We start from the raw sequence: 22,651 nt of genomic DNA, 5'->3' as shown, positions 1-22,651 counted from the left end.
AAACTAGTATTATCCTATTTAATTTCTATAGCCCTCCTTTTCACATGTAACTCCCTATTTTGTACGGTTCATTCAATAAAAAAAGCCATAAATTATTTAGAATACACTCCTGTGTCCCTAAATAAATTTATGGCTTTTCTCAAATATCTCCGGCCTCTATTAACTTGTCGAATTTAATCATATCAAACCTATTGAAATTTGTGAATATTTTTTTCAGTACAGTGAAGCACATAAAACAATATTTCTGTAGTTACTTAAAAATCACATAATAAATTTCTCATTACCTCTTCCAATACTATATCTGGATTTACTACCGTTTTTTCCGAACGCCATCCGATAAAGCCATCTGGTCTAATTAATACAGCACCTCCATTCTCTATACCATATAATTTGCTAAAAATATCTTCTGGAGCAACAAAGTCTCCACTTAAACCAACACGATACCCTTTTATATTTATTCCTAATTTAGCTGAAACAGTATGTGCTGCCTCAGCCCAAGAACTATTTTCTACTCCTGTAAGTAATACAAAACTGTTACCGAATAAGTCTAATGTAGAAACTTTCTTCCCTTCATACGTTCCCCATAAATGTGGCGCTCGCGTTCCAGGTCTTCCGTTCAACTCTATGCTATCCATTCTATACGGAGTTACTGAATCATCTATAATCGCCTCTGAACAATACTGATATCCAACTGTAACAGCTAAACCATCCATATTATTCAAACTACCTTCCTCTCTATTCGCAGCACGAAACAGTAAACTACTTGCATAAGCTGTCGTTAATTTTGCAACAGAGTGTCTCTCCTCATGATATGTTTCTAACAATTTTGGTTTTGCCTTCCCTTTTATAACAGCCGCTAATTTCCAAGCTAAGTTATGTGCATCTTGTATTCCTGTATTTGAACCAAACCCTCCTGTTGGCGGCATAATATGTGCTGAATCTCCAACTAAAAAGATTCGATTTTCTTGAAATTTCACCGCTGTACTTTCGGCCGCTTCCCACGGTAAAACACTTAATATTTCTGACTCAATATTTGTACTTCCAATTGCTATTTGAATAATTTGTTTACAACGTTCTATAGTGAAGTCCTCTAACCCCTCTCCTTTTAATGGATCGTAGGCTACATGATAAATCCATTTTTTTACGTTATCAACGGGGATAAGTGCACCAAGAACCTCCGGATGAAGTACCATCGAAAAACCGAATGCATATCCTTGTATAAACTCACTTAAATCAGCTTCAAAATAAATATTCATATAATAGCCACCAATGGTTCCACGACCCTCAGCTTTAATCCCTAACTGCTCACGTATTTTACTTTTCGCTCCATCCGCTGCAATTACATAGTCACAATGTATGACACTTTCTTTTTCTGTTTCACGATTTCGAATCGTTGCTTTTACCCCGTTTTCATTTTGTTCAAATGAAACTAATTCATGATAAAAAGATAGTTGCCCGCCTAGCGTTTTCGCTTCTTGTAACATCATTTCTTCTAAAATAATTTGATAACACGCAGTTTGTTTTGATGGACTAATCTTTTCTATTTTTTGAAGTAATTCTTCATCGTTTCCGTATTGCGTCGCTCTCATTTGTTCCAATTCTTCTTTATTCGCCTCAGCTATTGTATGAACTGCTATTCTTCCTCGGCAGTTCTCTAATGCTTTACCTGCCAATTTAATTTTTTGTTCCAAACCTAATTCTCGAAATAACTCCATTGTACGTAAAGTAAGGCCGCCTGCTTTCGGATGAATGGCAGTAGACGGATGCTTTTCAATAAGTAAGTACTCAATGTTATGTTTTGCAAGAAATAACGCAGACGCTAACCCAGATAATCCCCCTCCAACAATTAAAACTGGTACATAATTCGATTTCATATATTTACCCTCCACATCATTGTTCTGAGCTCAGTGTCATAAATATAATCAAAAAAAACATTAAAATATAGACTTATATTTCATTTTGAATTATCATATAGATAGATTACGCCCCAAAATCCTTTTTACATTTTCATACATCTATAATCCACCTGAATTGTGTCTGTATGAAAATGTAAAACAAAAGAACGTACTTTACGTTGAACTATGTTCTATCGTAAAAATCAAAAATAATGCAAACATTATAAGCGGTCGTAACCTTATCGATTATACAAGGTTACGACCGCTTATTTTATTGTTACATCATTTTTTGTTTTTAAAACTTCATCTATTGTGTTATATAGTCCTTCCAATCCCTTTTCTATCTCCCTATAATTTTCAAAAATAAAAAATTCATTCGTCTCGATTTTCTTTCCCAATATTGCACCTCATACAACAATCATGTAGCATTACCGTATCGAAGTAATGGTTCATTATCTTAAACCTTTCGACTAATTAGCAGGAGGCAAAGTGATTGAAATGAATAAACAAGAACAATTAAATGTTATAAAAAAAGATTTTATTGATTCTCAAAAAGTATTATTGGCAATTGGCGATGAAACACGTCAAGCTATTTTGTTAGTTCTCATGGAAACGGAATGTCAAACCGGATTACGTGTAGGAGAAATCACGAAACAAACACACCTTTCTCGACCAGCGGTATCGCATCACCTTCGGATTTTACGAGAAGCTGGTATTATTTTAATGCGAAAAGAAGGTACAAAAAACTTTTATTATATTGATATACGTACAAAATTAAGTTTATTAAAAAATCTTGTATTAGATATCGAAAAGCTATTACACAACTTTTATTGAAATGTGGAGGTATAAGAAATGAAAGCAATGATAATTGATAAATACGGGAAAGTTCCAATGCGTATGGCAGAGGTACCTACTCCTGAAATAAATGAGCATGAAGTGCTCGCAGAAATTCATGCAGCTAGTATTAACCCAATTGACTTTAAAATACGTGATGGAAAAGTAAAGATGTTACTTAAATATGAAATGCCCCTAATCCTTGGGAATGACTTTTCCGGTGTTATCGTAAAGGTTGGGGCAAAAGTGACTAACTTTAAAGTCGGTGATGAAATATATGCACGCCCAAGAAAAAATAAGATTGGTACTTTCGCGGAATATATAGCCATTCATGAAGATGATATAGCTTTAAAACCAAAAAATTTAAATTTTGAGGAAGCTGCTTCGATTCCACTCGTTGGCTTAACATCATATCAAGCATTACATGACATTATGCAATTACAAAAAGGACAAAAAATATTAATTCACGCTGGGTCTGGTGGTGTTGGTACTTTCGCAATTCAGTTAGCAAAAATAATGGGTGCTACTGTTACAACGACTGCTAGTGAAGCTGGTGCAAATTTAGTAACGTCTCTTGGCGCAGATGAAATTATTAATTACAAAACAGAAAAATTTGAAGATATACTAAAAAATTATGATGCGGTATTCGATACAATCGGCGGTGCAACACTTGAAAAATCATTCAATATTATAAAAAGCGGCGGAAACATTGTTTCCGTTTCAGGTATGCCGAATGCTCGCTTCGGTAAAGAATTTGGTTCAGGATTCTTTAAAACTCTCTTATTTTCATTAGCCAGCAAAAAACTTACTGCACTTGAAAAAAAGCATAATGCTCAATATTCATTTTTATTTATGAAGCCAAGCGGGGGTCAATTACGTACTATTGCAAACTATATTGAAGCCGGAAAAATCAAACCGGTAATCGATCGAGTCTTCCCTTTTGAAGATGCGCAAAAAGCAATGGAATATTCAGAGTCTGGAAGAGCAAAAGGAAAAATAATTGTAAAAATTAAATAATAATAAAACCTCCATTTTCTTAAAATGGAGGTTTTAAATTTGCTGTTAAATAGACATAGTGCAATGAAGTCCTTACAATAGATTGCAAGGGGAAATATTATATTATACTTTTAGTTAACTTTACAAAGAATACATACGTACAAATACATAACTTAAAATACAAAAAGGAGGAGATACAATGACTAAAAATAATGAAACAGGTTGGAATTTAGATAATAGTTATACGACTTTACCACAATCATTTTATACAGAAATCCCCCCTACTCCCGTAAGTTCACCGGAGTTAGTTAAACTAAACCATTCATTAGCGATATCTCTTGGCTTGACCCCTGAAGAACTGAAAAAGGAAGCTGAAATTGCTATTTTCGCTGGTAATGCACTCCCAGAAGGAGCTCATCCATTAGCTCAAGCATATGCTGGCCATCAATTCGGACATTTTAATATGTTAGGCGACGGTCGTGCTCTTTTAATTGGCGAACAAATTACTCCTTCAGGTGAGCGTTTCGATATTCAACTGAAAGGTTCTGGTCCTACTCCCTATTCACGCCGAGGAGATGGCCGTGCTGCACTCGGTCCGATGCTACGTGAATATATCATTAGTGAGGCAATGTATGCACTTGATATTCCGACTACTCGCAGTTTAGCAGTTGTCACAACTGGTGAAGCAACATATCGTGAAACAAAGTTACCTGGAGCAATTTTAACTAGAGTAGCTAGTAGCCATATACGCGTCGGTACATTTCAATATGCTGCAGCTCGTGGTTCAATAGAAGACATGAAATCACTAGCTGACTATACGATAAAAAGGCATTACCCAGAAATTGAAGCTCATGAAAACCGATATACTGCATTACTACAAGAAGTCATTAAAAGACAAGCCAGTCTTATCGCAAAATGGCAACTTGTTGGATTTATCCACGGTGTAATGAACACTGACAATATAACGATTAGTGGCGAAACAATTGATTACGGTCCTTGTGCATTTATGGACAATTACAATCAAGGAACCGTATTTAGCTCTATTGACACACAAGGTCGTTATGCATATGGAAATCAACCATATATGGCCGCATGGGACCTCGCTCGATTAGCAGAATCTTTAATACCAATTCTGCACGAAGATGAAGAAGAAGCATTAAAAATCGCCCAAGACGAAATTTCGAAATTTAGCGTACAGTATGAAAACCATTGGTTCCTTGGAATGAAAAAGAAATTAGGACTATTTAGCAACGAAGAACAAGATCAATCACTTATTGAGCAACTTTTAAAAATGATGGAGAAATATAAAGCAGATTACACTAATACATTCCGTTCATTAACTCTTGATACGTTAGAAAATACCCCTCTATTCGATAGTCCTGAATTTAAAGAATGGTACAAACTGTGGCAATCTCGATTAGAAAAACAAGAAGAATCGAAAGAAAACGCCTACGAGATGATGAAAAATAATAACCCATCAATCATCCCGAGGAACCACCGTGTAGAAGAAGCACTAGAAGCAGCTGTTACAAATGACGACTATAGCGTAATGGAGAAACTTCTTGAAGCTTTATCAAACCCTTATGCGTATTCTACAGATCAAGAAGAATACTGCATTCCGCCTGCACCGACGAATCGCCCTTATCGTACTTTTTGTGGGACTTGATTGTTTAATATATAAAAAGGTGCGTTCATATAAATTGTGTGAACGCACCCTTTTTATATCCCCCTACTCAACTAAAACTTTAAAATGCACATCCCCCGATGCCATTTCTTTAATCCAAAATAAATTCTACACTATTCCAATAGACTTACTCGTAAGCTTGTTAAACAAATATTGAGAAATATAAAACATCATTTCTAAATATTTTTATTTTTGATACTATATTTTATAAGAATATTCAAAAAGTGAGGGGATTTCATGAACGTTCAACTACAAGGTAATGAACAAATTACAAAATTATTTAATGACTGGTATAGAGCTATGTTACAGCATCAAACTACCCATGCAACAAAAATAAAAAAAGATATTGAAAATATCATCTCTAATTCAGAAGAAGATACAAACCTACAATTGTATTATTCACTTTTTAATTTCAGATACAAAATTTTAACAGATGGTTTAAATATTAATAAAGATGATTTTAATAAAATTGATTCTTTCCCACTTCCAGAGAATGGGCTATTTTCTTATTATTATCATTTTTTCAAGGCTATTCACAATACAATTATTGGAAACTACAATGCAGCAAAACACCTTTTCGAGAACGCTAAAAAGCTGCTAATACACGTATCTGACGAACTAGAGAATGCTGAATTTAACTACCGCTTAGCTTCCTATTATTATCAAACATATCAACCACTAGTAGCAATCCAATCTGCAAATGAAGCTAAAGCGATTTTTTCAAAACATATAAACTGTGAAATTAATGTTGCTTTGTGTGATAACATCTTTGGTTTATCTTGTATTGATTTAAAACAGTTTGAACAAGCTGAAATTAGACTTAATTCAGCATTAAATATTCTACAGAAGTATTCAGAGGAGACTTTATCATTAAGAGTACGACATAATTTAGCTTGGCTATATGCAAGTCAAAACCTTTCAGAGTTAGCAATGCGTCATATTTCAGAGGTTACAACTAAGCAACCAAATCACTTTAAAGCACTTTTTGTTGAAGCACGTGAATACTACAAGCTTGGAGAATATACTCAGGCTAAAGAACTTATAAAAAAAGGATTAAACATTTCAAATAAACTAGAAAACAAAGAGTTTCAATATCGTTTCATGATTTTAAGAGAACTAAATAATAAAACTTCTATAAATGATTTAGAAATGATAATTTTGGAAGGAATTTCTTACTTTAAAACAGAAAACCTTTGGGAATGTATACAAGAGTACACTGATGTTCTAGCAAATATGTTTTATGAAAAAGAAGACCATATAAAAGCTAGTCAATACTTTTACATGGCCAATCAAGCAAGAAAAAAACATGAAGAAAAGGGAGCTTTGATATAATGAAAAAGATTAAATTGAGCATCATTGGCTTAGCTGTTATTAGCATCACAACTCTTGGATTAAGCTTCACCTCAGAAACACCGAAAACACAGTTAGGATATGTAGCATTAAACATTGGGGACACCCCTGCACCACAAAGACCTGACCTTGTTCAATCCGTTGACGTAAGTAAAGACTACAACTCAACAACAACTGAAAAAGCACTTTAAAAAACGGAAGACCTTCAATTAAGAAGGTCTTTTTAAATACGCTTATTTAGAATATTTCCCTTTCATGTAGGCTTTATTTTCTCATCAACTCCGCAATCCTCTTACTCTCCTCACTACCAACTTTCTCAAGTTTCTCCACAACTAAATTCTGTCTCTCTACAGAATGATTTTGACTTAACTTCGCTTTTCCTTCTATTTTATTTATCTTTATTTTGAATCCAACTATTCCCTTACTTAATCCTCCCATATAATTCGGATCTACATCATTAAGTGAGTAGGTGCTCTCTGGATCTTCATATTTATTTACTAAATCTTGAAGAGAATCTACTAATGTCTTCTCATCTTCAACAATTTCTAATTCACCATATACATGCACTGCAACGTAATTCCATGTTGGTACTGCATTGTTTGTTTCATACCATGACGGAGAGATGTAACTATGTGGTCCTTGAAATATAGCTAGTACTTGCTGAGTCCCAATATCTTTCCACTGTTCATTCGGCCGTGCGAAGTGACCATGTAAAGTAAGGGTCTCCCTATTTAATAACAACGGCAAGTGCGTTGCATATGGTTCTCCGTTATGTTGAGAAAATAATGTCGCAAAGCTATTTTGTTCCATTATTTCGTACTTCATCTCTTCATCTTGTATTGCGAAATATTTTGGTATGTACATAAGCTCCCTCTTTTCCGCTCTTTTCTATTTTATTTCCTATTATATTTAGTAACCGCATCAATCAACAGGGCCAGTTTGTATTTGTTTTATAATGGCAGCTTTCTATTTCAAAACAATAGGCAGCATGTATTCCATGCTGCTTTAGTTTATTTTTTCTAATATATTTGTAATAAATACGGTCTTACCCTCAATATAACTAGATCGATTTTTCGTCTCTCTCGCTAACTCTTCCTTTAAACGTCCATATTCAGCAGCAACATCGTCATGTTCACGAAGGTAATCTCGAAACGCTATATGCCTTCTCAACTCTTCACTATTTTTATCACACACATATAAATGATGTTCCATCCAAACTGTATTTCCCTCGTTCCATGGAACGAACGCATCCTTTCTTCCAAACGCCTCTCTTCCTTTAAATCTCCATTCTAACTGATGATAGTACCCTATCTTCTCAAGTTTTTTTACTACCTCATGAAAAATTTCGAACTCTTCTATTACAACATCAATATCTAGTATTGGTTTTGATGCAAGCCCTTTAACAGATGTACTCCCAACATGTTCAATAGATACAATGCTGTCTTCCATTACATTGTTAATAAGAGTGTGTATTTTATTAAATTCACTTTCCCATTTGACATTATATTCTTCGATAGCAATTCTCTGCTTCAACGTACCCCTCTTCTCAAAACAAATTATAACCGTTGAATATGAGTATCCTTAAAATCCGTCTCATATTTCAATCCATATCCAAACATTCGATCCATTCCAATATGTGCTGTCCATATTAAGCCAATCATTATAACGGTATCTATCTTAAAATAGACACCTATTAGAACAATTAATATGGATATGATATATGTGTGACATACATTATATATTTTCGCACCAACGTGATTATTGATCCCATACGCTAACATGGATAAATCTGGCGCTAAAAGGAATACAAAAAATATAATCCAACTAAACTCATATATCAAATACATATAAATCGTGGCTAAAAATACAACCATTCCTTCAAAATGTACAATACGTTTTTGCATTATTTATCATTCCTATTTTTCTATATTTATTAATACATTTTCATCGCTGAAAGTATTCTTTGCATTTTTTGACCAGATGGTTGCTAAAATTGGTCCTGCAATGTTATGCCATACCGCCGCTAATACACTTGGGAGTGCAGCAGCAGGTCCAAAATGCGCTGTCGCCAGTGCAACACCTAAGCCAGAATTTTGCATTCCTACTTCTATTGAAATAGCCCTTCTTGTCCCTTCGTCTAGTCCAAGTACGAACGCAGTTATATATCCGAGCAAAAAACCGAAAGCATTATGGAGCATCACTGCAATAAAAATAAGAAGTCCTGAAGAAGTAATGCTACTTACATTTGCTGAAACAACTGCGGAAACAATAATAATAATTGCTACAACCGATATTAAAGGAATAACAGTCATTCCTTTATTAACGATACGAGGGAAAAACTTTTTCACTACTAGTCCTAAAATAATAGGCACAATAATGACTTGTACGATAGAAAGAAACATGGACATAGCATGTACTGGCATCCATTGCCCTGCAAGTAATAGTAAAATGAGTGGTGTAGCAATTGGTGCTAGTAATGTTGATAATGAAGTCATTGCAATAGACAACGCTAAGTTCCCTTTTGCTAAATAAACCATAACATTTGATGCAGTGCCACCCGGTACTGAACCGAGCAACACTAATCCAGCTGCTAATTCCGCTGGTAAATTCATAACGTAGGCTAGTACGTATGCGACAAGTGGCATAATAATAAACTGAGCACATACACCGATAATAACTGGCAATGGTTTTGTAGCGATGATTTTAAAATCAACAGCCTTTAATGTTAATCCCATCCCAAACATTACAATCCCAAGTAAAATCGTTATGTAACTAGTTAACCCTAGAAATGGCACGGGAATGAAGTATGCAATAGCTGCCATACAAATAACCCAAAATGCAAAATACTTTCCAGCTATATTACTTATCGCTTCTAGTACTTTCATCCAATCAGCCCCTATCTTTTAATTGAAACACCTTATTCGGATTCAAAATATTTTGCGGATCAAGAGCTTTCTTTATTTTCTCCATTACAAATAATGCCGCCCCATGTTCTTCTTCTTGATACTTTCGTTTTCCGATTCCAACGCCATGTTCTCCTGTACACGTTCCTCCTCGTTTAAGAGCATACAGAACGATACTTTCGTTTATTTCGTCCGCCTTCTTTACTTCCTCTTTATCATTTGTGTCAATCATTAAGAGTACATGGAAATTCCCATCTCCAACATGACCTAGAATACCGCCAATAAGCCCTACTTTATCTAATACCTCTTTCGCATGTTGAATCGCTCCAGCTAATTCCGAAATTGGCACACATACGTCTGTACTCATTAGCTTTTTACCAGGATAACTATGCACGTAAGAGTACGCTAAGTTATGTCTTGCATCCCACAGTTTATTTCTCGCTGCTGTTTCCGTCTCAAACGCAATTTCTATACATTTATGATCAAGAACGATTTCTTTCGTAAATTCAATATCTTGCTTTAACCCTGCTTCATTGCCGTGAAACTCTAAAAACAGTGTCGGTTCTTCTCTGTAACTTGTTTCATTGTAATAATTTACTTGTTTCATAGATAATTCATCAACGAGTTCAATTCTCGCGATTGGAATACCTGCTTGTAATATGTTAATTACAGCTTCTACTGCATCATTTATAGTTGGAAACGATGCCCTCGCAGCCATAACATGTTCTGGTATACCGTATACTTTTAAAGTTAACTCCGTGAAACATCCAAGTGTTCCTTCTGAGCCTACGAAAATACCATTTAAATGATAACCTGATGATGACTTCGCCGCTAAATTCCCGGTATGTATTACTCCTCCATCAGCAAGAACGACTTCTAAATCTCGAACTTGATCACGCATTACCCCATACTTTACCGCTGTCGTTCCGCTCGCATTTGTAGCAGCCATTCCTCCTAACGTTGCATCAGCTCCTGGGTCTACACTAAAAAATAATCCATACTTTTTCAATTCTTTATTAAGCTGAGAGCGCGTCACCCCTGGCTGTACTCTCACAAGAAAATCCTTTTCTCTTATTTCAAGTATTTTGTTCATAAGAGAAAAGTCCATTGTAATTCCTTTTTCGTAAGGAATTACATGTCCCTCTAAACTGGACCCTACTCCAAATGGAACGACAGCTGTTCCGTGCTGAATCGCTATTTTCATTATCGCGCTAACTTCTTCGGTCGTTTTTGGAAAAACAACTACATCAGGTAAACTACTACTATGGTAAGATTCATCTTTACTATGTAACTCTCGTACTATCATATTTATTACTACTCGATCTTCAGGAAGTATGCCTTTTAATTCATTTACTACATGTTCAATTGTTATTTCCATAATCAACTCTCCTTTTTAATTTTAAAACAAGTATACCATCTTTATACAAAATAATTAGAAAAATAAGATTATTAAACCTGAACATACAAAAAAGAACCTGCAGCACACGCTACAAGTTCTTTTTCACTACATTTTAAACGATTTCTTTATTAACAACATAAACCAAATTAAAGTACCTGCCATCAACGAATGAGAAAATCCTACAATATAAGTTAACCCTTTAAAGTCAGCTCCATTTAACTGAAGAAGCCCTCTCGCTGCTAGCGAACCTAACATTAATGTTAATGCAATATTATGTAAAACAAACCACTTATTAAACCCTTGCACTTCATGAAACGCGAATACTTTTGCTAATCCTAAAGCAATTAAAAAGAAGAAAAAGCCAAGTACAAGTGTATGTGTATGCAAAAGATTTAACAAAGTAGATCCTAAAATCCCTTTATACTTACCATACTCCCTAGCGAAAATCCCTGATAATAAACCGATAATCAAATACGTAAACGATGCATTATATAATTTCTTCATTATGTACCTCCTTGAGTAGAATGTGTAGTGTGTCATATTTAGTAATAATGATAGTTATATAGTAAAAACTCCTAGTCACCTAGGAGTCATTGTATAAGCATCTCACTCTTTACAATCAGTCCTAATTATAAAATATCTCTCTATACAAAACAAACGAACTTTATGTGAACAAACAAAGCCCCACTAAAATATGTTGCACTTTTGTTTTACACAATCCATACTAATTGTTATAACTTTTTAAAGGTGGTGTAATCATTGATAGTTCTTGAAACCGAGCGTCTTAACCTTCGTTGGTTTGATATAAAAGACGCTCCTTTTATTCTTGAGTTAGTAAACGATCCTGCATGGATTCAGTTTATTGGTGACAAAGGAGTTAGAAACTTAGAAGATGCAAAAAAATATATTGTAAACGGTCCCATCGATATGTATAACAAACTCGGATTTGGCCTTTACTTAGTAGAACGAAAAGAAGATCTCACTCCACTTGGTATGTGTGGCCTTATTAAAAGAGATTCATTAGAAGACGTTGATATCGGATTTGCCTTTTTAGAGACATTCCGTTCAAAAGGATATGGCTACGAGTCAGCTTCTGCGACAATCGAATACGGTGTACAAAAGCTCGGCATGAAACGAATTGTAGCAATTACTTCTGTAGATAACATCGCCTCAGGAAAGCTTTTAGAAAAAGTAGGATTACGATTTGAGAAAATCATTTCAGATTCAGGAGAAGATTTAAAATTATTTGGGTATAACGCATAGTAAAGAAGGTCGCCGTGAATCGCGACCTTCTTTACTATTTTACTGATCTCGTCATAATACTTTTAGTTCCATTATAGTTTTGCAGTAATTCTTGTGATTACTACTATGCCTTTCATATCACATTTTTTGGAAATTCATAGAAATATAACTTTCACATTTAAATAAATTATATTAATATATTAAATAAAGGAAGTGAGAATAAATGGAACAACCGCTATTTTTATTAGTTCTTCAATTCATTGCATTCATATTAATCATTTGTATCGTATATGGAATCTTGTACAGTACCGTATTGAAATTAAATATGCCTAAATGGACTGCACATATAGTAGCTACGGTATTTTCATTTGGTATCGCCTATCAAGCTTTTATAAATTTTATTTAAAAAAATTTTTTAGCAATTACTTCTACAAATATTGTTGATGCAGTAAAATTTTTAGAAAAAGTAGGATTGTAATTTGAAAGGATTATTTCAAGATCAGGAAATGTAACCATTTTTTATAAAGTCTGTCTAGCGCAAAATAGTAAAGAAGTTATTTCCGCTGAAAATGTGTTTGCATAACAAGGAATGAATTTAATCGATCCTGCAAAAATTTTATTTTAATTCTGGTTCTATTGTTTGGAATCGTTCTAGGGTACCATTTGTGTGGACTTTAAAAATTTTCATTTGCGCACCAAAATGTTGCGTTAAGTAAAATGTATCACTAGTTATTAAATTTCCAATCTTCCAATCAGGTTGATATGTACTTTCCATGGAACTTTCTAAATCCCCAATCATTATTAAATTGATATATAAGGAAATTTCATAAATCTTCAATCACAGTTTCTTAGTTCACCTAATAGAACGTATAAAGACTCATATCATCTTTTGATTATTTTTGGATGTTTTATTCTACGTATATTCGACACAAATTGATTGTTTTTTATGAATTTTCTTGAAAAATATTGTAATATCACTCCATTTTTTCTTCTATTTTGTTATGATGTTTATAATTAAATTGGATTAGGATTTTTTTAGAAAATGGGGGCGTATATTATGAGTGTCTCAGTAAAAGGAAATGAGCAATTAACCTCTCTATTGAACGACTGGTATCGATCTATGCTATCTCAGCAAGTTATAAAAGCTACTAATCTAAAAAAGAAAATTGATGAAAAAATTAATAAGTTAAGCATTGAACCGGATCAAGAGCATCAGGATCAAAATTTGTTACTATACTATTCACTACTCGAATTTCGTTACAAGGTCTTAACAGATAGCCTTGGTATTCAACAAAATAGTTTTGATACTATTAGCGATTATGATATGCCTACAGATCAATTTCTACAATTCTATTATCATTTTTTCAAATCCATTCATTCCACTTTTATATCAAATTATACTGAGGCGGAGGAACATTATAAACTAGCAGAAAAAATATTGGTAGCTATACCAGATGAAATTGAACACGCCGAATTTTACTATAGAATTGCTACTTTCTATCACCATACCTATAACAATCTCGCTTCTATCGAATACGCAAATAAATCGAGAGCAATCTTTTCAAAGTATGAAGGTTATGAAGTAAAAACAGCCTTTTGTAATAGTTTGCTAGGTGGTTGCTGTATCTATTTAAAACAGTACGAACAAGCAGAAGAATATCTACATTGTGCAATTGATTTACTACAAAAAAATGGGGAAGAAGATTCCTTGTTATACGTAAAAAATACGATGGGTTGGTTGTATTCTGATCAAAGTATGTCTACTTTAGCTATTCGTCATCTTTCAGAAGTAACAGAGAAAATCCCTACACACTTCAAGGCCATCTTCCTACAAGCTAAGGAACATTATAAATTAGGAGAACAATCAACGGCCAACCAACTCATTGATAAGGGATTACAGATTTGCAGAAAAATTCATAACGAAGAATACACACACCACTTCTCTATTTTAAAAAGATTAAACGAAAATATTCCATTGGAAGAATTAGAAAAAATCATTCAAGAAGGAATCTTATACTTTGAGGAAGAAGAGTTATGGGAATATGTTGTCGAATACGCCGAATTATTTGCCACAAAATGTAGACAATTAGAGAACCACCAAAAAGTAAGTGACTATTTCCATATTTGTTATCAAGCAAGACAAAAATCAATCGCAAAAGGAGTGTTAAAATAATGAAAAAAATTAGCTTATTATTATCAGGCATTGCTTTTATTGGGGTATTAACGGTGGGAATTTTTCAGTTTTCTAAAACAGATCAGCTTGCTACTCATGGGCATTATCCTGCTCCTTCATATAGTGTTGGCGATTATGGTGGTGCGCCACCACAAATTTAATGTAAATGTATTTAAAAACCCTCCAAATGGAGGGTTTTTAAATGGCTTATCTGCCTGTTCAATACGCATAGAGATTACATATTATACTTATTTACTATGTTATAAGATTTTTCATTTCCACTCTGTAACAAGATTCTAGCATTCTCTCCTAGAATCTCAACTTAAATCTTAAATCCACCAATTAACTCTTGAAGTTCTTCCGCCATCTGTGCTAATTGTATTGCTGAAGAATTTATCTCTTCCATAGAAGCATGTTGTTCCTCAGATGAACCAGCTATCGTTTGCATACTTGAAGAATTTTCTTTTACAGCCATAGCTATTTGATTAATCGATGTATCAACTTTCATTGCATCAGTTGTCATTTTATTTGATAGTTCTACCATACCCTGCACTTTTGATACGATATCATTTGCAGATTTTGAAATCTCATAAAAACTTTGTTTTGTATCATTCGCAACCTTAATTCCCGACTGTACTTCTACGCCTACTTCATTCATAGCTTTTACAGTCTCATGTACGTCTGCTTGTATTTCCTTAATTAAACTTCCAATTTCCATTGAAGATTCGGATGATTGCTCTGCTAGTTTCCTAACTTCATCAGCAACAATTGCAAACCCTCGCCCCTGTTCTCCTGCTCTAGCTGCTTCAATTGCTGCATTCAATGCTAATAAATTTGTTTGTTCCGCAATATTTTGAATCGCTTCTAATATACTTCCAATTTGTTGCGATTTCTTATCTAATAATTTTATTACATTATCGGATTGAGAAACAGAGTGATGGATAGATTGCATTTGTGCTACAGTTTGTTCTACTAATTGTTCTCCTTCATTGGCTTTTTGTTTTGTGTATATGGATGAAGCCGATACTTCAGATGCATTCTCAGCTACATATTGAATATTTCGTGTTACCTCACCAATTAATTCAGCTCCAGACTCAACTTCATTATTTTGAACCTCTGCACTGTTCGAAATTTCTTCCATCTCTTTTGTAATTTGTTCTGTCGCAACACTTGCTTGCTCTACACTAGCAGTTAGTTCCTCAGAAGACGCAGCTACATGTCCTGCCGATGTGTTAATTTGAGAAATAATATTACGTAACGACTCTGCCATTGTATTGAAACTACCACCCAATTGACCAAGTTCATCCTTTGAACGAATATCTATTTTCTCGGTTAAATCTCCTTGACTAATTCTTTGAGCTGAAATGACTAATTGTCTTAGTGGAGTAATTATAGATCTGAGTATGAATAGAATTACAATCCCACCTAACAATAATGAAGCCCCTATTATAGTGAGCGTTTTATAAAAAATAGGATTAGTAGCTTCTTCAATTTCTTTCGTAGGCATTACGCCAGCTATTTTCCAACCTATTTTTTTGTTTGTCTTAAAGCTTATGTTTCGATCTTCGCCATTGAGGCTATAAGTAATTACTCCATCTTCTGTCTTATACAATTCATCCGCTAAAGTTTTCTCTAATTTCTCTCCAGGCTTTAGTGATGGATGAACAACTATAGTTTTATCTTGACTAACTATAGATACAAATCCTTGTTTACCAATTTTTATCATTTTGGATGTTTTTACGATATCTGTAATATTCAAATCTACGCCAATGACACCACTTTTATCTGCATTTTGCTTTGCAATTGCAATTACCATATTTCCTGTAGACTTTGATTTATAGGGAGATGAAACAATAATCTCTCCATTTGCTTTTACTGCATCCTTATACCAACTACTTTCTAACGGATTAAACCCTTCTGGTATTTTACCAACCGGTGCATGAATAAATTGATTGTTACTGGATGCCGTATAAATCGTTTCTATCTCTGGATGTAACTGTATATATTGATCAAATTTACTCTGTACATTTTGCGATTGTTCAGGATTATAATCCCCTTGTGTAAGTACTTTTGCAAAATGAGTGACATCTATATGCTTATTTTCTAATTCATCATCAACAATCTTATCTAAAATACTTATATTATCTTTTGCTGATTGTAGAATTGTTTCATTAAGATCTGTTTTTGCTTTATTATAAGATGATACTCCTACGATAAGGCTTGGTATAATTAATATTGCTATAAATGCCATAGACAACTTCGTTTTAAGCTTTATTTGTCCCAATCTTTCTTTTATATTAAACACTAGATACTTCTCCTTTTCATTTTTACTACTTATATAGTTTATTTAAATTTTTCTCCTTTATTTTTCCACATTCATTTATGGTACCATTCGAAATGAAACCACAATTACATCCTATTATCTTCACTTTAACATTTAACGATTTAAATTTCACAGGCAGAGTTTTATCTGTCCTCCTTTCGAATATGTTATTTTTCTAGATTCAGCAATTATTAGACTACGAATTATTCCAAATAAACTGGATGCAACATATACTTCACTTAAAAATAATTATTGGATTTGTTTGGATAAAAATCTAGTTTAGCGCTAATCCAATCGGATGAAATTCTTACCATAATACATTCACTAAATATAACTAAGTACATTTATTTCTTTAAATACTTATATTTAACTGTCTTTTAACCATTCTAACTGTATTACTTCATCGTTTTATCTATTCATTACAACCACTTTTATTTTATTGAATCACTAAAACATAAATTCTAAATAGGAGAATAAAATAAATTAGAGAATTATATTGTAACATATATATATAAGTTTTTAATATTAAAATTTAAAAACTTTACTCTTTTTTTATATGCAATATTACATGCGAAAAGCCATAATTTTTTTGTTATACTATGCATGTGGATTTTTCATCCAAAATCCACCCAAACGCATATTTATGTATATGCCACCCTAATTGATGAAAGTGAGAAGAGTGTTTATCATTTTTCTCACTTTTTTATTTAGGCTCTGTTAATATTGATTATTGATAAAAAGTATTAAATAAGGGAAGACACCTTAGAGTTGGTGCTTCCCTTATTTGTTGATTATTCAAATCTAAAATAGGCATTTTCTAAACCTATTCTTTGCTTTAATGTTCTGCCCAAAGCATAATTATTTGGTAATTCTTTTTCAATGACACAAATAATATAACCTGCTTTTCCTGTTGTTAAATTAGTTAGTTGTAAGTAGTTAGTGTTGTCGTAGATATAAGAAATAATATATTCATAGAAATTATTTTCTCTATTCATACCAACATTGTACAACCTAACTCTTGCTCCTACCCAAATTTCCTCATCATCATCAACATTACTTAAAGGCATCCATTTCGAGTTATCCAATATTTCACCCTTTTCTTAATTCATTCGTTTATACACGAATGTTGCTAGACACAAACTATCATAAGCATCCGTCATTTCATTGATTAGACGACCACCGACAGAGAAAAAAGACTCAACATAGCTTTTTACCCATTGAAACACTTGCTCTTTTAGTTATTTTTACATTTTGAATCTACGAAAATGAATTCCCTTATAAAAACTCTAACAGAGAATCTTCCTTCCAAATTTCACCTAGGGAATTATTTGTTTTCCAAAAAACCTACCAACATCTTTATCAACTCATTTTAGAATATTTAAACAATAATTCCATATACATTACCTGCATAAATTATTCATTTTCTTTTATATAAGACCTACCTTTTTACTTTTGATAGATTATTAGACATTGGATTATTATACATAAATCCCAAAAACATGCGGTATTTTGTAGAATTTTGTCTATCAATATGTATGTACACCCTTTTGTAGTGGATATAGACTGTGAGGTGTAAGGAGATACCTTACAAAATAATAAAAAGGAGATTATAGAATGAGTAGATTAACAAAATTCTCAAAGTTAGTATTTGCAACTTTAATCGCGGGAAGTAGTCTAAGCACCTTTGTTTCGTCACACAGTGTACAAGCTGACACCTTAGATCCTAATTACCAAGACAAAGTAAAATTCATACCACCTTCTAGTGCTAGGCCAAAATTGGAACAAAAAAACACTATTGTTCCAGAAGCAAAATTTGTTAAAAACCATTATGTAAAGTATTCTAAAGCACATTTCCAAACTAAAGAAAGTATACCAAAAGAGATTTATTATTCTTCAGAAGGCTTTAAGGGCTATATACAGGCAAGTACCGTTTGGGATATGGGAGATCATTTCGCAACACTATATTCCGGAACCGTTATTCGATGTTAGACTTTTAATCCATTCTCCCCTAATGCTTAAAATGATTAATAACTCACTGCCAATACTGTAATATCTATTGTTCATAAAATAAACCACAAAATCTTTCGATTTCATGGTTTATCAAATATAAAGATAATGCTAAACGAATACTCTAACATTACCTTCCCCAAAGTTAATTATAGAGTATTTTCAAAAAAAAGACACTCTTGTAGTGTCTTTTTTATAGTATTTTCAAAAGAATTCCACCTACTAACACCTTTTTGTTGCACCTATTCGTTTATTTCAATATGATACTTTTCCATCTCGTATATGCAATAGACAATGATAGCTAAACTCCAACTGACACTATAATAATTATGTGTGTAGAAGTCATAGCCCGCTTTAATACCTTTCTCTATTACAACTAATGTAAATCCTAAAGCCACCCATCTGTTAATTTTCATCTTTATAAACGTTAAAGAGATAATTATTAAAAATAAAATATTTGTAAGATGATTTATCATTAGCTCATATTTTTGAATGTATACTGCCATTATACAAGCAACGATATTAGTCGCAATGCCAAAGGCAATCACCGCTCTCCAAACCCTGTCCGAAAGTCCCACTCCTGAGTCAGTCCCTTCCTAAACAAATATCCCTTTCTTTAATTCGTTCCTACACCCTATTCAAGATATGCTAAATTATCCTTGTCTGATGAATATCTATTTATCTTTTCATATAGAGCAAACAAAATTTCTACTCATAATTTTTTCTTTATTAGACAAACTATGTCTAAGCCGTTTGAACTAGCGGCTTCACTCTTCTGGTAATGGGATAGCACAATTTATTGAATTGACTAACTCATTCAACCCACTGGCACCGGCAGGCAACAAAATAGTTGTCTGCCATTTTCATGTATACTTTTTCTAATTTCATTTCAAACCAAGTGTGTGCTGTACTGATTTCAAAAGGACAGAATTTCATTTTTTAAAATGTAAAAATGATGAGGTCCTGTCTACTTTTGGTATAGGACTTTTTCTTTTCACACATACTATTTTTGAACCTGTTTACCAATACGTGTCCTAATAGTATCTTGAATTCCTCCTAAAAAGGGCTGCAGATACGACTGCATGCCCTTTTATTTACGTTGTTTCTCTATACCCAATAAAGCAATTAAAAGCTAAAAACACACTATTACACATTCTTTTCATTCCAGATTATGTTAAAATTTCTTAAGTTGCTTATTTCATAGTCGAATTATGATTTCGTATCTAATTCAGCAATATCTGAGCTGTATCTATTATAATTAACAACATAACAATTGAAGTACCAAGGCTCACACTCCCTTCTACTGTAAAAAAAGGTGATGTTCTTATTATTGAGTTTAATAAATATGCAATTGATAAAAAGGAAACAGAAAAAAGCAGACGTGAAATTCAAAATTTATTGGATAAACTATTTGAATAGTAATATTAATTCATCAAACAAGAAGAGCTATCCAATAGGACGGCTCCTCTTTATTTCACATACACATAGGCTTTGTTCGCAATAATATAGCATGTTTTTCTTTTGCTGTTGTGAAATATACAATTAAAAAAGTGAGCAATATAGTTATATTGTTCACTTTTTTGATACATTTATGAAACATTCATGTGTTATCTTCATTACGTTTTTTCTTTTTATAAAACCATGTGCACTAGAAGCCCTAGAGCCCTAAACTCTAGGGCTTCTTCATTTACAATGAGTATATTTTGTCTTATTTACTATTCATTACCTTTATAAATAATTTCTAGCACTCCTTTGTGATTTCCATTTTAACATTAGAATAATTATGAGCAACTCAGAGTAGTCATTGAGCACTTTTTATGGCGCTTTTTATTTCTAACTAGATTAGGACTTTGTTAAAGAACTAAATAAAATCCAATATTCTACTAATAATCACAATACAATCTGTTTGTTACTCAAGTTGTATTAAAAAGAGCAGTTATTACAACTAACTGCTCTTTTTTATTTTGGTTTCTTGCATTTCTATATAAATTTTTTAATCCTATTCGTACTATTTTTGCAACTTAAAATATCACTAATACGTAAACCTGTATTGTATAACAATTTTACTACATTGTTTGGGACAAATTTTAATTTAAACCATATATTATCTATATTTATTAAACCTTTTCTGTTTTTGGAAAAGAGATACCAAAAACTGTTTTATTCCATGGACTACTTTCAACCCATATCCTGCCCTGATTTTTTTCTACTAAGGATTTAGCAATAGCAAGCCCTAATCCACTACCTCCATTAATAGAATTTCTTGATTGGTCACCACGATACATTCGTTCAAATACATGATCTAAATCATGTTCCGCGATTCCCTGTCCTTTATCCCAAACAAGCAATTGGAATTCTTGATTTGATTCCATGAGTTCTATCCCAAGTACTTTTCCTTCTTTCCCATATATAATAGCATTTTTTATTAGGTTATCTATAATTCTTATAATACTTAGATAATCAGCCGTGATAAAACATTTTGTTTTTGGTAAACTAAGCTTTAACTCCAAATTATTCTTCTTGATTTCAGGCAAATACTCAATTAATACTTCTCTGGTAATTTCAGTTAACTCTAGAAATTCAGGATTTATTAAAACTTCATCTGCATCTAACTTTGCCATATTAAATATTTCATTGATTAATTGCTTTAAGTTGCTGGATTTTTTTGAAATAATTTCAAGATACTCTTTTTTTTCTTCTCGAGAAACAGCTATATCATCTTTTAAAGCATCAATATATCCTATAATAGATGTAAGAGGAGTTCTGATATCATGAGAAATACTTGATAAGAGCCTTTTTCTCGCATTTTGAGATTTAATGGATTCGATTTGAACTCTCTCTAACTGTTCAATTAATTCATTCACAGAAAATATCATTTTATTAAATACATTATCTTCATTTACAATTAACCTTGTTGTTAAATTCCCTTTAATTACACGTTGTAACCCCTCAATCATTATTTTCAAACGATTAACGAAGTGAAACCTTATCAGTAAGAGAAAAGTCGTAAAGAAAAATAGTACTATGTACAAAACAAGTTTATTTATTCCTAATAGCTGATTATTTAAATCTGTAAAAAAAAGTCCTATAATACATAATAATTGAAGAATATTAAGTAAGATAATTTTATCGCTATACATTTTGGTCACCTACAAACTTATATCCTATTCCCCAAACTGTTTGTATTAATTGAGGATTAGAGGGATCCACTTCTATTTTTTTTCTAAGTTTTCGAATATGGACCATGACAGTATTATCATCTTCTAAATAGTTGTCCCCCCAAACATTACGGAATAACTGAGATTTAGTAAACACTTGCTCCGGATTTGAAGCAAAAAACCTTAGTAGTTCCATCTCTTTTGCAGTCAAAGGAATCTCTTTCCCCTCTTTGAAAACAGTATATTTTTTCATATCAATTGAGATTTCCTTAAACTCTATACGTGTTTGTTCTCTATCCCCTGCCTCACTTCCTAAAACTAAAAATCTCCTCATAAGAGCTTTAACTCTAGCTACTACCTCATTTATACTAAAAGGTTTTGTAATATAATCATCTGCGCCCATACTTAAACCTAATATCTTATCAGTTTCATGATTTTTAGCAGTGAGCATTAGAATAGGAACATTCGTTTTTTCTCTTAACTTTCTGCAGACCTCAATCCCATCAATTTTTGGCATCATAAGATCTAATATAAACAGATCATATTTGTTTTTATTAAATAACGAAAGAGCGTGCTCGCCATCTATAGCAACATCAACCTTATATAATTCTCGCTCCATATATTTTTTTAATAAATCTCTAATTTCTTTTTCATCATCCGCTATAAGAATTCTAATTTCTCGCAAAA

General features: G+C 32.8%; 24 protein-coding genes. 11 read left to right on the top strand and 13 right to left on the bottom strand.

The window, feature by feature from the left end; all coding sequences use genetic code 11:
• Nucleotides 1-254: 254 nt before the first annotated feature.
• Complete coding sequence (locus ACTFRH_RS11590; RefSeq protein WP_000841671.1) at nt 255-1,874, bottom strand: FAD-dependent oxidoreductase; 1,620 nt, start codon at nt 1,872-1,874, stop codon at nt 255-257.
• Between the two features lie 510 nt (nt 1,875-2,384).
• Between ACTFRH_RS11590 and ACTFRH_RS11585 the strand changes: the two genes are divergently transcribed.
• The 5 genes from ACTFRH_RS11585 to ACTFRH_RS11565 all read left to right on the top strand — a co-directional run bounded on the left by ACTFRH_RS11585 (nt 2,385) and on the right by ACTFRH_RS11565 (nt 6,950).
• On the top strand, nt 2,385-2,729 hold the full coding sequence (locus ACTFRH_RS11585; RefSeq protein WP_000571881.1) for an ArsR/SmtB family transcription factor: 345 nt from the start codon (nt 2,385-2,387) through the stop codon (nt 2,727-2,729).
• Between the two features lie 18 nt (nt 2,730-2,747).
• A complete protein-coding gene (locus tag ACTFRH_RS11580) occupies nt 2,748-3,746 on the top strand; it encodes an NADP-dependent oxidoreductase (protein WP_000646408.1) in 999 nt (332 codons plus the stop codon).
• 178 nt (nt 3,747-3,924) lie between these two features.
• Nucleotides 3,925-5,391 carry a protein adenylyltransferase SelO gene (locus ACTFRH_RS11575; RefSeq protein ID WP_000164913.1) on the top strand — a complete coding sequence of 489 codons (1,467 nt, stop codon included), beginning with the start codon at nt 3,925-3,927 and terminating at the stop codon, nt 5,389-5,391.
• A 255-nt stretch (nt 5,392-5,646) separates the two neighbouring features.
• Complete coding sequence (locus ACTFRH_RS11570; protein ID WP_001102730.1) at nt 5,647-6,741, top strand: hypothetical protein; 1,095 nt, start codon at nt 5,647-5,649, stop codon at nt 6,739-6,741.
• Nucleotides 6,741-6,950 (top strand): hypothetical protein, encoded by a 210-nt coding sequence (locus ACTFRH_RS11565; RefSeq protein ID WP_000721431.1) that lies wholly within the window; start codon nt 6,741-6,743, stop codon nt 6,948-6,950. Before ACTFRH_RS11570 ends, ACTFRH_RS11565 begins: the two co-directional genes overlap by 1 nt.
• Nucleotides 6,951-7,023: 73 nt before the next feature.
• Here the strand turns inward: ACTFRH_RS11565 and ACTFRH_RS11560 are convergent, their stop codons facing one another.
• From ACTFRH_RS11560 to ACTFRH_RS11535, 6 genes are all read right to left on the bottom strand, one after another.
• Complete coding sequence (locus ACTFRH_RS11560) at nt 7,024-7,623, bottom strand: FMN-binding negative transcriptional regulator (protein WP_000275795.1); 600 nt, start codon at nt 7,621-7,623, stop codon at nt 7,024-7,026.
• A 141-nt stretch (nt 7,624-7,764) separates the two neighbouring features.
• Nucleotides 7,765-8,292, bottom strand: coding sequence for a GrpB family protein (locus ACTFRH_RS11555; protein ID WP_000813519.1), 528 nt, complete (start codon nt 8,290-8,292; stop codon nt 7,765-7,767).
• 23 nt (nt 8,293-8,315) lie between these two features.
• Entirely contained in the window at nt 8,316-8,663 is a 348-nt protein-coding gene (locus ACTFRH_RS11550) for a DUF4260 domain-containing protein (protein ID WP_001172059.1), read from the bottom strand.
• A gap of 12 nt (nt 8,664-8,675) precedes the next feature.
• Complete coding sequence (locus ACTFRH_RS11545) at nt 8,676-9,644, bottom strand: bile acid:sodium symporter family protein (RefSeq protein WP_000865850.1); 969 nt, start codon at nt 9,642-9,644, stop codon at nt 8,676-8,678.
• 4 nt (nt 9,645-9,648) lie between these two features.
• Nucleotides 9,649-11,040, bottom strand: coding sequence for an FAD-binding oxidoreductase (locus ACTFRH_RS11540; protein WP_000406568.1), 1,392 nt, complete (start codon nt 11,038-11,040; stop codon nt 9,649-9,651).
• Nucleotides 11,041-11,166: 126 nt separating this feature from the next.
• Complete coding sequence (locus ACTFRH_RS11535; RefSeq protein ID WP_000737895.1) at nt 11,167-11,565, bottom strand: DUF2871 family protein; 399 nt, start codon at nt 11,563-11,565, stop codon at nt 11,167-11,169.
• A 255-nt stretch (nt 11,566-11,820) separates the two neighbouring features.
• On the opposite strand from ACTFRH_RS11535, the gene ACTFRH_RS11530 reads away from it, so the two are divergent.
• Both ACTFRH_RS11530 and ACTFRH_RS11525 read left to right on the top strand, forming a co-directional pair.
• Nucleotides 11,821-12,324, top strand: a complete 504-nt coding sequence (locus tag ACTFRH_RS11530; RefSeq protein ID WP_000636202.1) for a GNAT family N-acetyltransferase — start codon at nt 11,821-11,823, stop codon at nt 12,322-12,324.
• Between the two features lie 202 nt (nt 12,325-12,526).
• A complete protein-coding gene (locus ACTFRH_RS11525; protein WP_000437510.1) occupies nt 12,527-12,709 on the top strand; it encodes a hypothetical protein in 183 nt (60 codons plus the stop codon).
• Between the two features lie 210 nt (nt 12,710-12,919).
• Here the strand turns inward: ACTFRH_RS11525 and ACTFRH_RS11520 are convergent, their stop codons facing one another.
• Nucleotides 12,920-13,102: a DUF5065 family protein gene (locus tag ACTFRH_RS11520; RefSeq protein ID WP_003302152.1), complete on the bottom strand. Its 183-nt coding sequence runs from the start codon at nt 13,100-13,102 to the stop codon at nt 12,920-12,922.
• Between the two features lie 258 nt (nt 13,103-13,360).
• On the opposite strand from ACTFRH_RS11520, the gene ACTFRH_RS11515 reads away from it, so the two are divergent.
• A complete protein-coding gene (locus ACTFRH_RS11515) occupies nt 13,361-14,476 on the top strand; it encodes a Rap family tetratricopeptide repeat protein (RefSeq protein ID WP_000116959.1) in 1,116 nt (371 codons plus the stop codon).
• Entirely contained in the window at nt 14,476-14,637 is a 162-nt protein-coding gene (locus ACTFRH_RS11510) for a hypothetical protein (RefSeq protein ID WP_000724107.1), read from the top strand. Before ACTFRH_RS11515 ends, ACTFRH_RS11510 begins: the two co-directional genes overlap by 1 nt.
• Before the next feature lie 161 nt (nt 14,638-14,798).
• Here the strand turns inward: ACTFRH_RS11510 and ACTFRH_RS11505 are convergent, their stop codons facing one another.
• Complete coding sequence (locus ACTFRH_RS11505; RefSeq protein ID WP_000481854.1) at nt 14,799-16,781, bottom strand: methyl-accepting chemotaxis protein; 1,983 nt, start codon at nt 16,779-16,781, stop codon at nt 14,799-14,801.
• A gap of 809 nt (nt 16,782-17,590) precedes the next feature.
• Nucleotides 17,591-17,866: a hypothetical protein gene (locus ACTFRH_RS11500; protein WP_003302147.1), complete on the bottom strand. Its 276-nt coding sequence runs from the start codon at nt 17,864-17,866 to the stop codon at nt 17,591-17,593.
• A 547-nt stretch (nt 17,867-18,413) separates the two neighbouring features.
• On the opposite strand from ACTFRH_RS11500, the gene ACTFRH_RS11495 reads away from it, so the two are divergent.
• On the top strand, nt 18,414-18,788 hold the full coding sequence (locus tag ACTFRH_RS11495) for a hypothetical protein (protein ID WP_000088956.1): 375 nt from the start codon (nt 18,414-18,416) through the stop codon (nt 18,786-18,788).
• 260 nt (nt 18,789-19,048) lie between these two features.
• Here the strand turns inward: ACTFRH_RS11495 and ACTFRH_RS11490 are convergent, their stop codons facing one another.
• Nucleotides 19,049-19,384: a hypothetical protein gene (locus ACTFRH_RS11490; RefSeq protein ID WP_000524436.1), complete on the bottom strand. Its 336-nt coding sequence runs from the start codon at nt 19,382-19,384 to the stop codon at nt 19,049-19,051.
• Between the two features lie 673 nt (nt 19,385-20,057).
• On the opposite strand from ACTFRH_RS11490, the gene ACTFRH_RS11485 reads away from it, so the two are divergent.
• Nucleotides 20,058-20,225 (top strand): DUF3006 domain-containing protein, encoded by a 168-nt coding sequence (locus tag ACTFRH_RS11485; protein ID WP_046945785.1) that lies wholly within the window; start codon nt 20,058-20,060, stop codon nt 20,223-20,225.
• Nucleotides 20,226-20,923: 698 nt separating this feature from the next.
• Here the strand turns inward: ACTFRH_RS11485 and ACTFRH_RS11480 are convergent.
• On the bottom strand, nt 20,924-21,946 hold the full coding sequence (locus tag ACTFRH_RS11480; RefSeq protein WP_000286658.1) for a sensor histidine kinase: 1,023 nt from the start codon (nt 21,944-21,946) through the stop codon (nt 20,924-20,926).
• Entirely contained in the window at nt 21,939-22,649 is a 711-nt protein-coding gene (locus tag ACTFRH_RS11475) for a response regulator transcription factor (protein ID WP_001206989.1), read from the bottom strand. The genes ACTFRH_RS11480 and ACTFRH_RS11475 overlap by 8 nt, the downstream gene beginning before the upstream one ends.
• Nucleotides 22,650-22,651: the final 2 nt, after the last annotated feature.

The sequence above is a fragment of the Bacillus cereus group sp. MYBK216-1 genome (genome assembly GCF_051916495.1).
Taxonomy (GTDB): domain Bacteria; phylum Bacillota; class Bacilli; order Bacillales; family Bacillaceae_G; genus Bacillus_A; species Bacillus_A thuringiensis_K.
Note: the sequence above shows the minus strand (reverse complement) of the source record. Positions and strands in the feature narration are given on the sequence as shown.

Bases quoted from the DNA above. Each gene is read 5' to 3' on its own strand.
- ACTFRH_RS11495 (WP_000088956.1), top strand. From the start codon at position 18,414: ATGAGTAGATTAACAAAATTCTCAAAGTTAGTATTTGCAACTTTAATC.
- ACTFRH_RS11520 (WP_003302152.1), bottom strand. From the start codon at position 13,102: ATGATTGGGGATTTAGAAAGTTCCATGGAAAGTACATATCAACCTGAT.
- ACTFRH_RS11550 (WP_001172059.1), bottom strand. From the start codon at position 8,663: ATGCAAAAACGTATTGTACATTTTGAAGGAATGGTTGTATTTTTAGCC.
- ACTFRH_RS11515 (WP_000116959.1), top strand. From the start codon at position 13,361: ATGAGTGTCTCAGTAAAAGGAAATGAGCAATTAACCTCTCTATTGAAC.
- ACTFRH_RS11570 (WP_001102730.1), top strand. From the start codon at position 5,647: ATGAACGTTCAACTACAAGGTAATGAACAAATTACAAAATTATTTAAT.
- ACTFRH_RS11590 (WP_000841671.1), bottom strand. From the start codon at position 1,874: ATGAAATCGAATTATGTACCAGTTTTAATTGTTGGAGGGGGATTATCT.
- ACTFRH_RS11540 (WP_000406568.1), bottom strand. From the start codon at position 11,040: ATGGAAATAACAATTGAACATGTAGTAAATGAATTAAAAGGCATACTT.
- ACTFRH_RS11565 (WP_000721431.1), top strand. From the start codon at position 6,741: ATGAAAAAGATTAAATTGAGCATCATTGGCTTAGCTGTTATTAGCATC.
- ACTFRH_RS11480 (WP_000286658.1), bottom strand. From the start codon at position 21,946: ATGTATAGCGATAAAATTATCTTACTTAATATTCTTCAATTATTATGT.
- ACTFRH_RS11535 (WP_000737895.1), bottom strand. From the start codon at position 11,565: ATGAAGAAATTATATAATGCATCGTTTACGTATTTGATTATCGGTTTA.
- ACTFRH_RS11580 (WP_000646408.1), top strand. From the start codon at position 2,748: ATGAAAGCAATGATAATTGATAAATACGGGAAAGTTCCAATGCGTATG.
- ACTFRH_RS11525 (WP_000437510.1), top strand. From the start codon at position 12,527: ATGGAACAACCGCTATTTTTATTAGTTCTTCAATTCATTGCATTCATA.
- ACTFRH_RS11510 (WP_000724107.1), top strand. From the start codon at position 14,476: ATGAAAAAAATTAGCTTATTATTATCAGGCATTGCTTTTATTGGGGTA.
- ACTFRH_RS11545 (WP_000865850.1), bottom strand. From the start codon at position 9,644: ATGAAAGTACTAGAAGCGATAAGTAATATAGCTGGAAAGTATTTTGCA.
- ACTFRH_RS11500 (WP_003302147.1), bottom strand. From the start codon at position 17,866: ATGCCTTTAAGTAATGTTGATGATGATGAGGAAATTTGGGTAGGAGCA.
- ACTFRH_RS11560 (WP_000275795.1), bottom strand. From the start codon at position 7,623: ATGTACATACCAAAATATTTCGCAATACAAGATGAAGAGATGAAGTAC.
- ACTFRH_RS11575 (WP_000164913.1), top strand. From the start codon at position 3,925: ATGACTAAAAATAATGAAACAGGTTGGAATTTAGATAATAGTTATACG.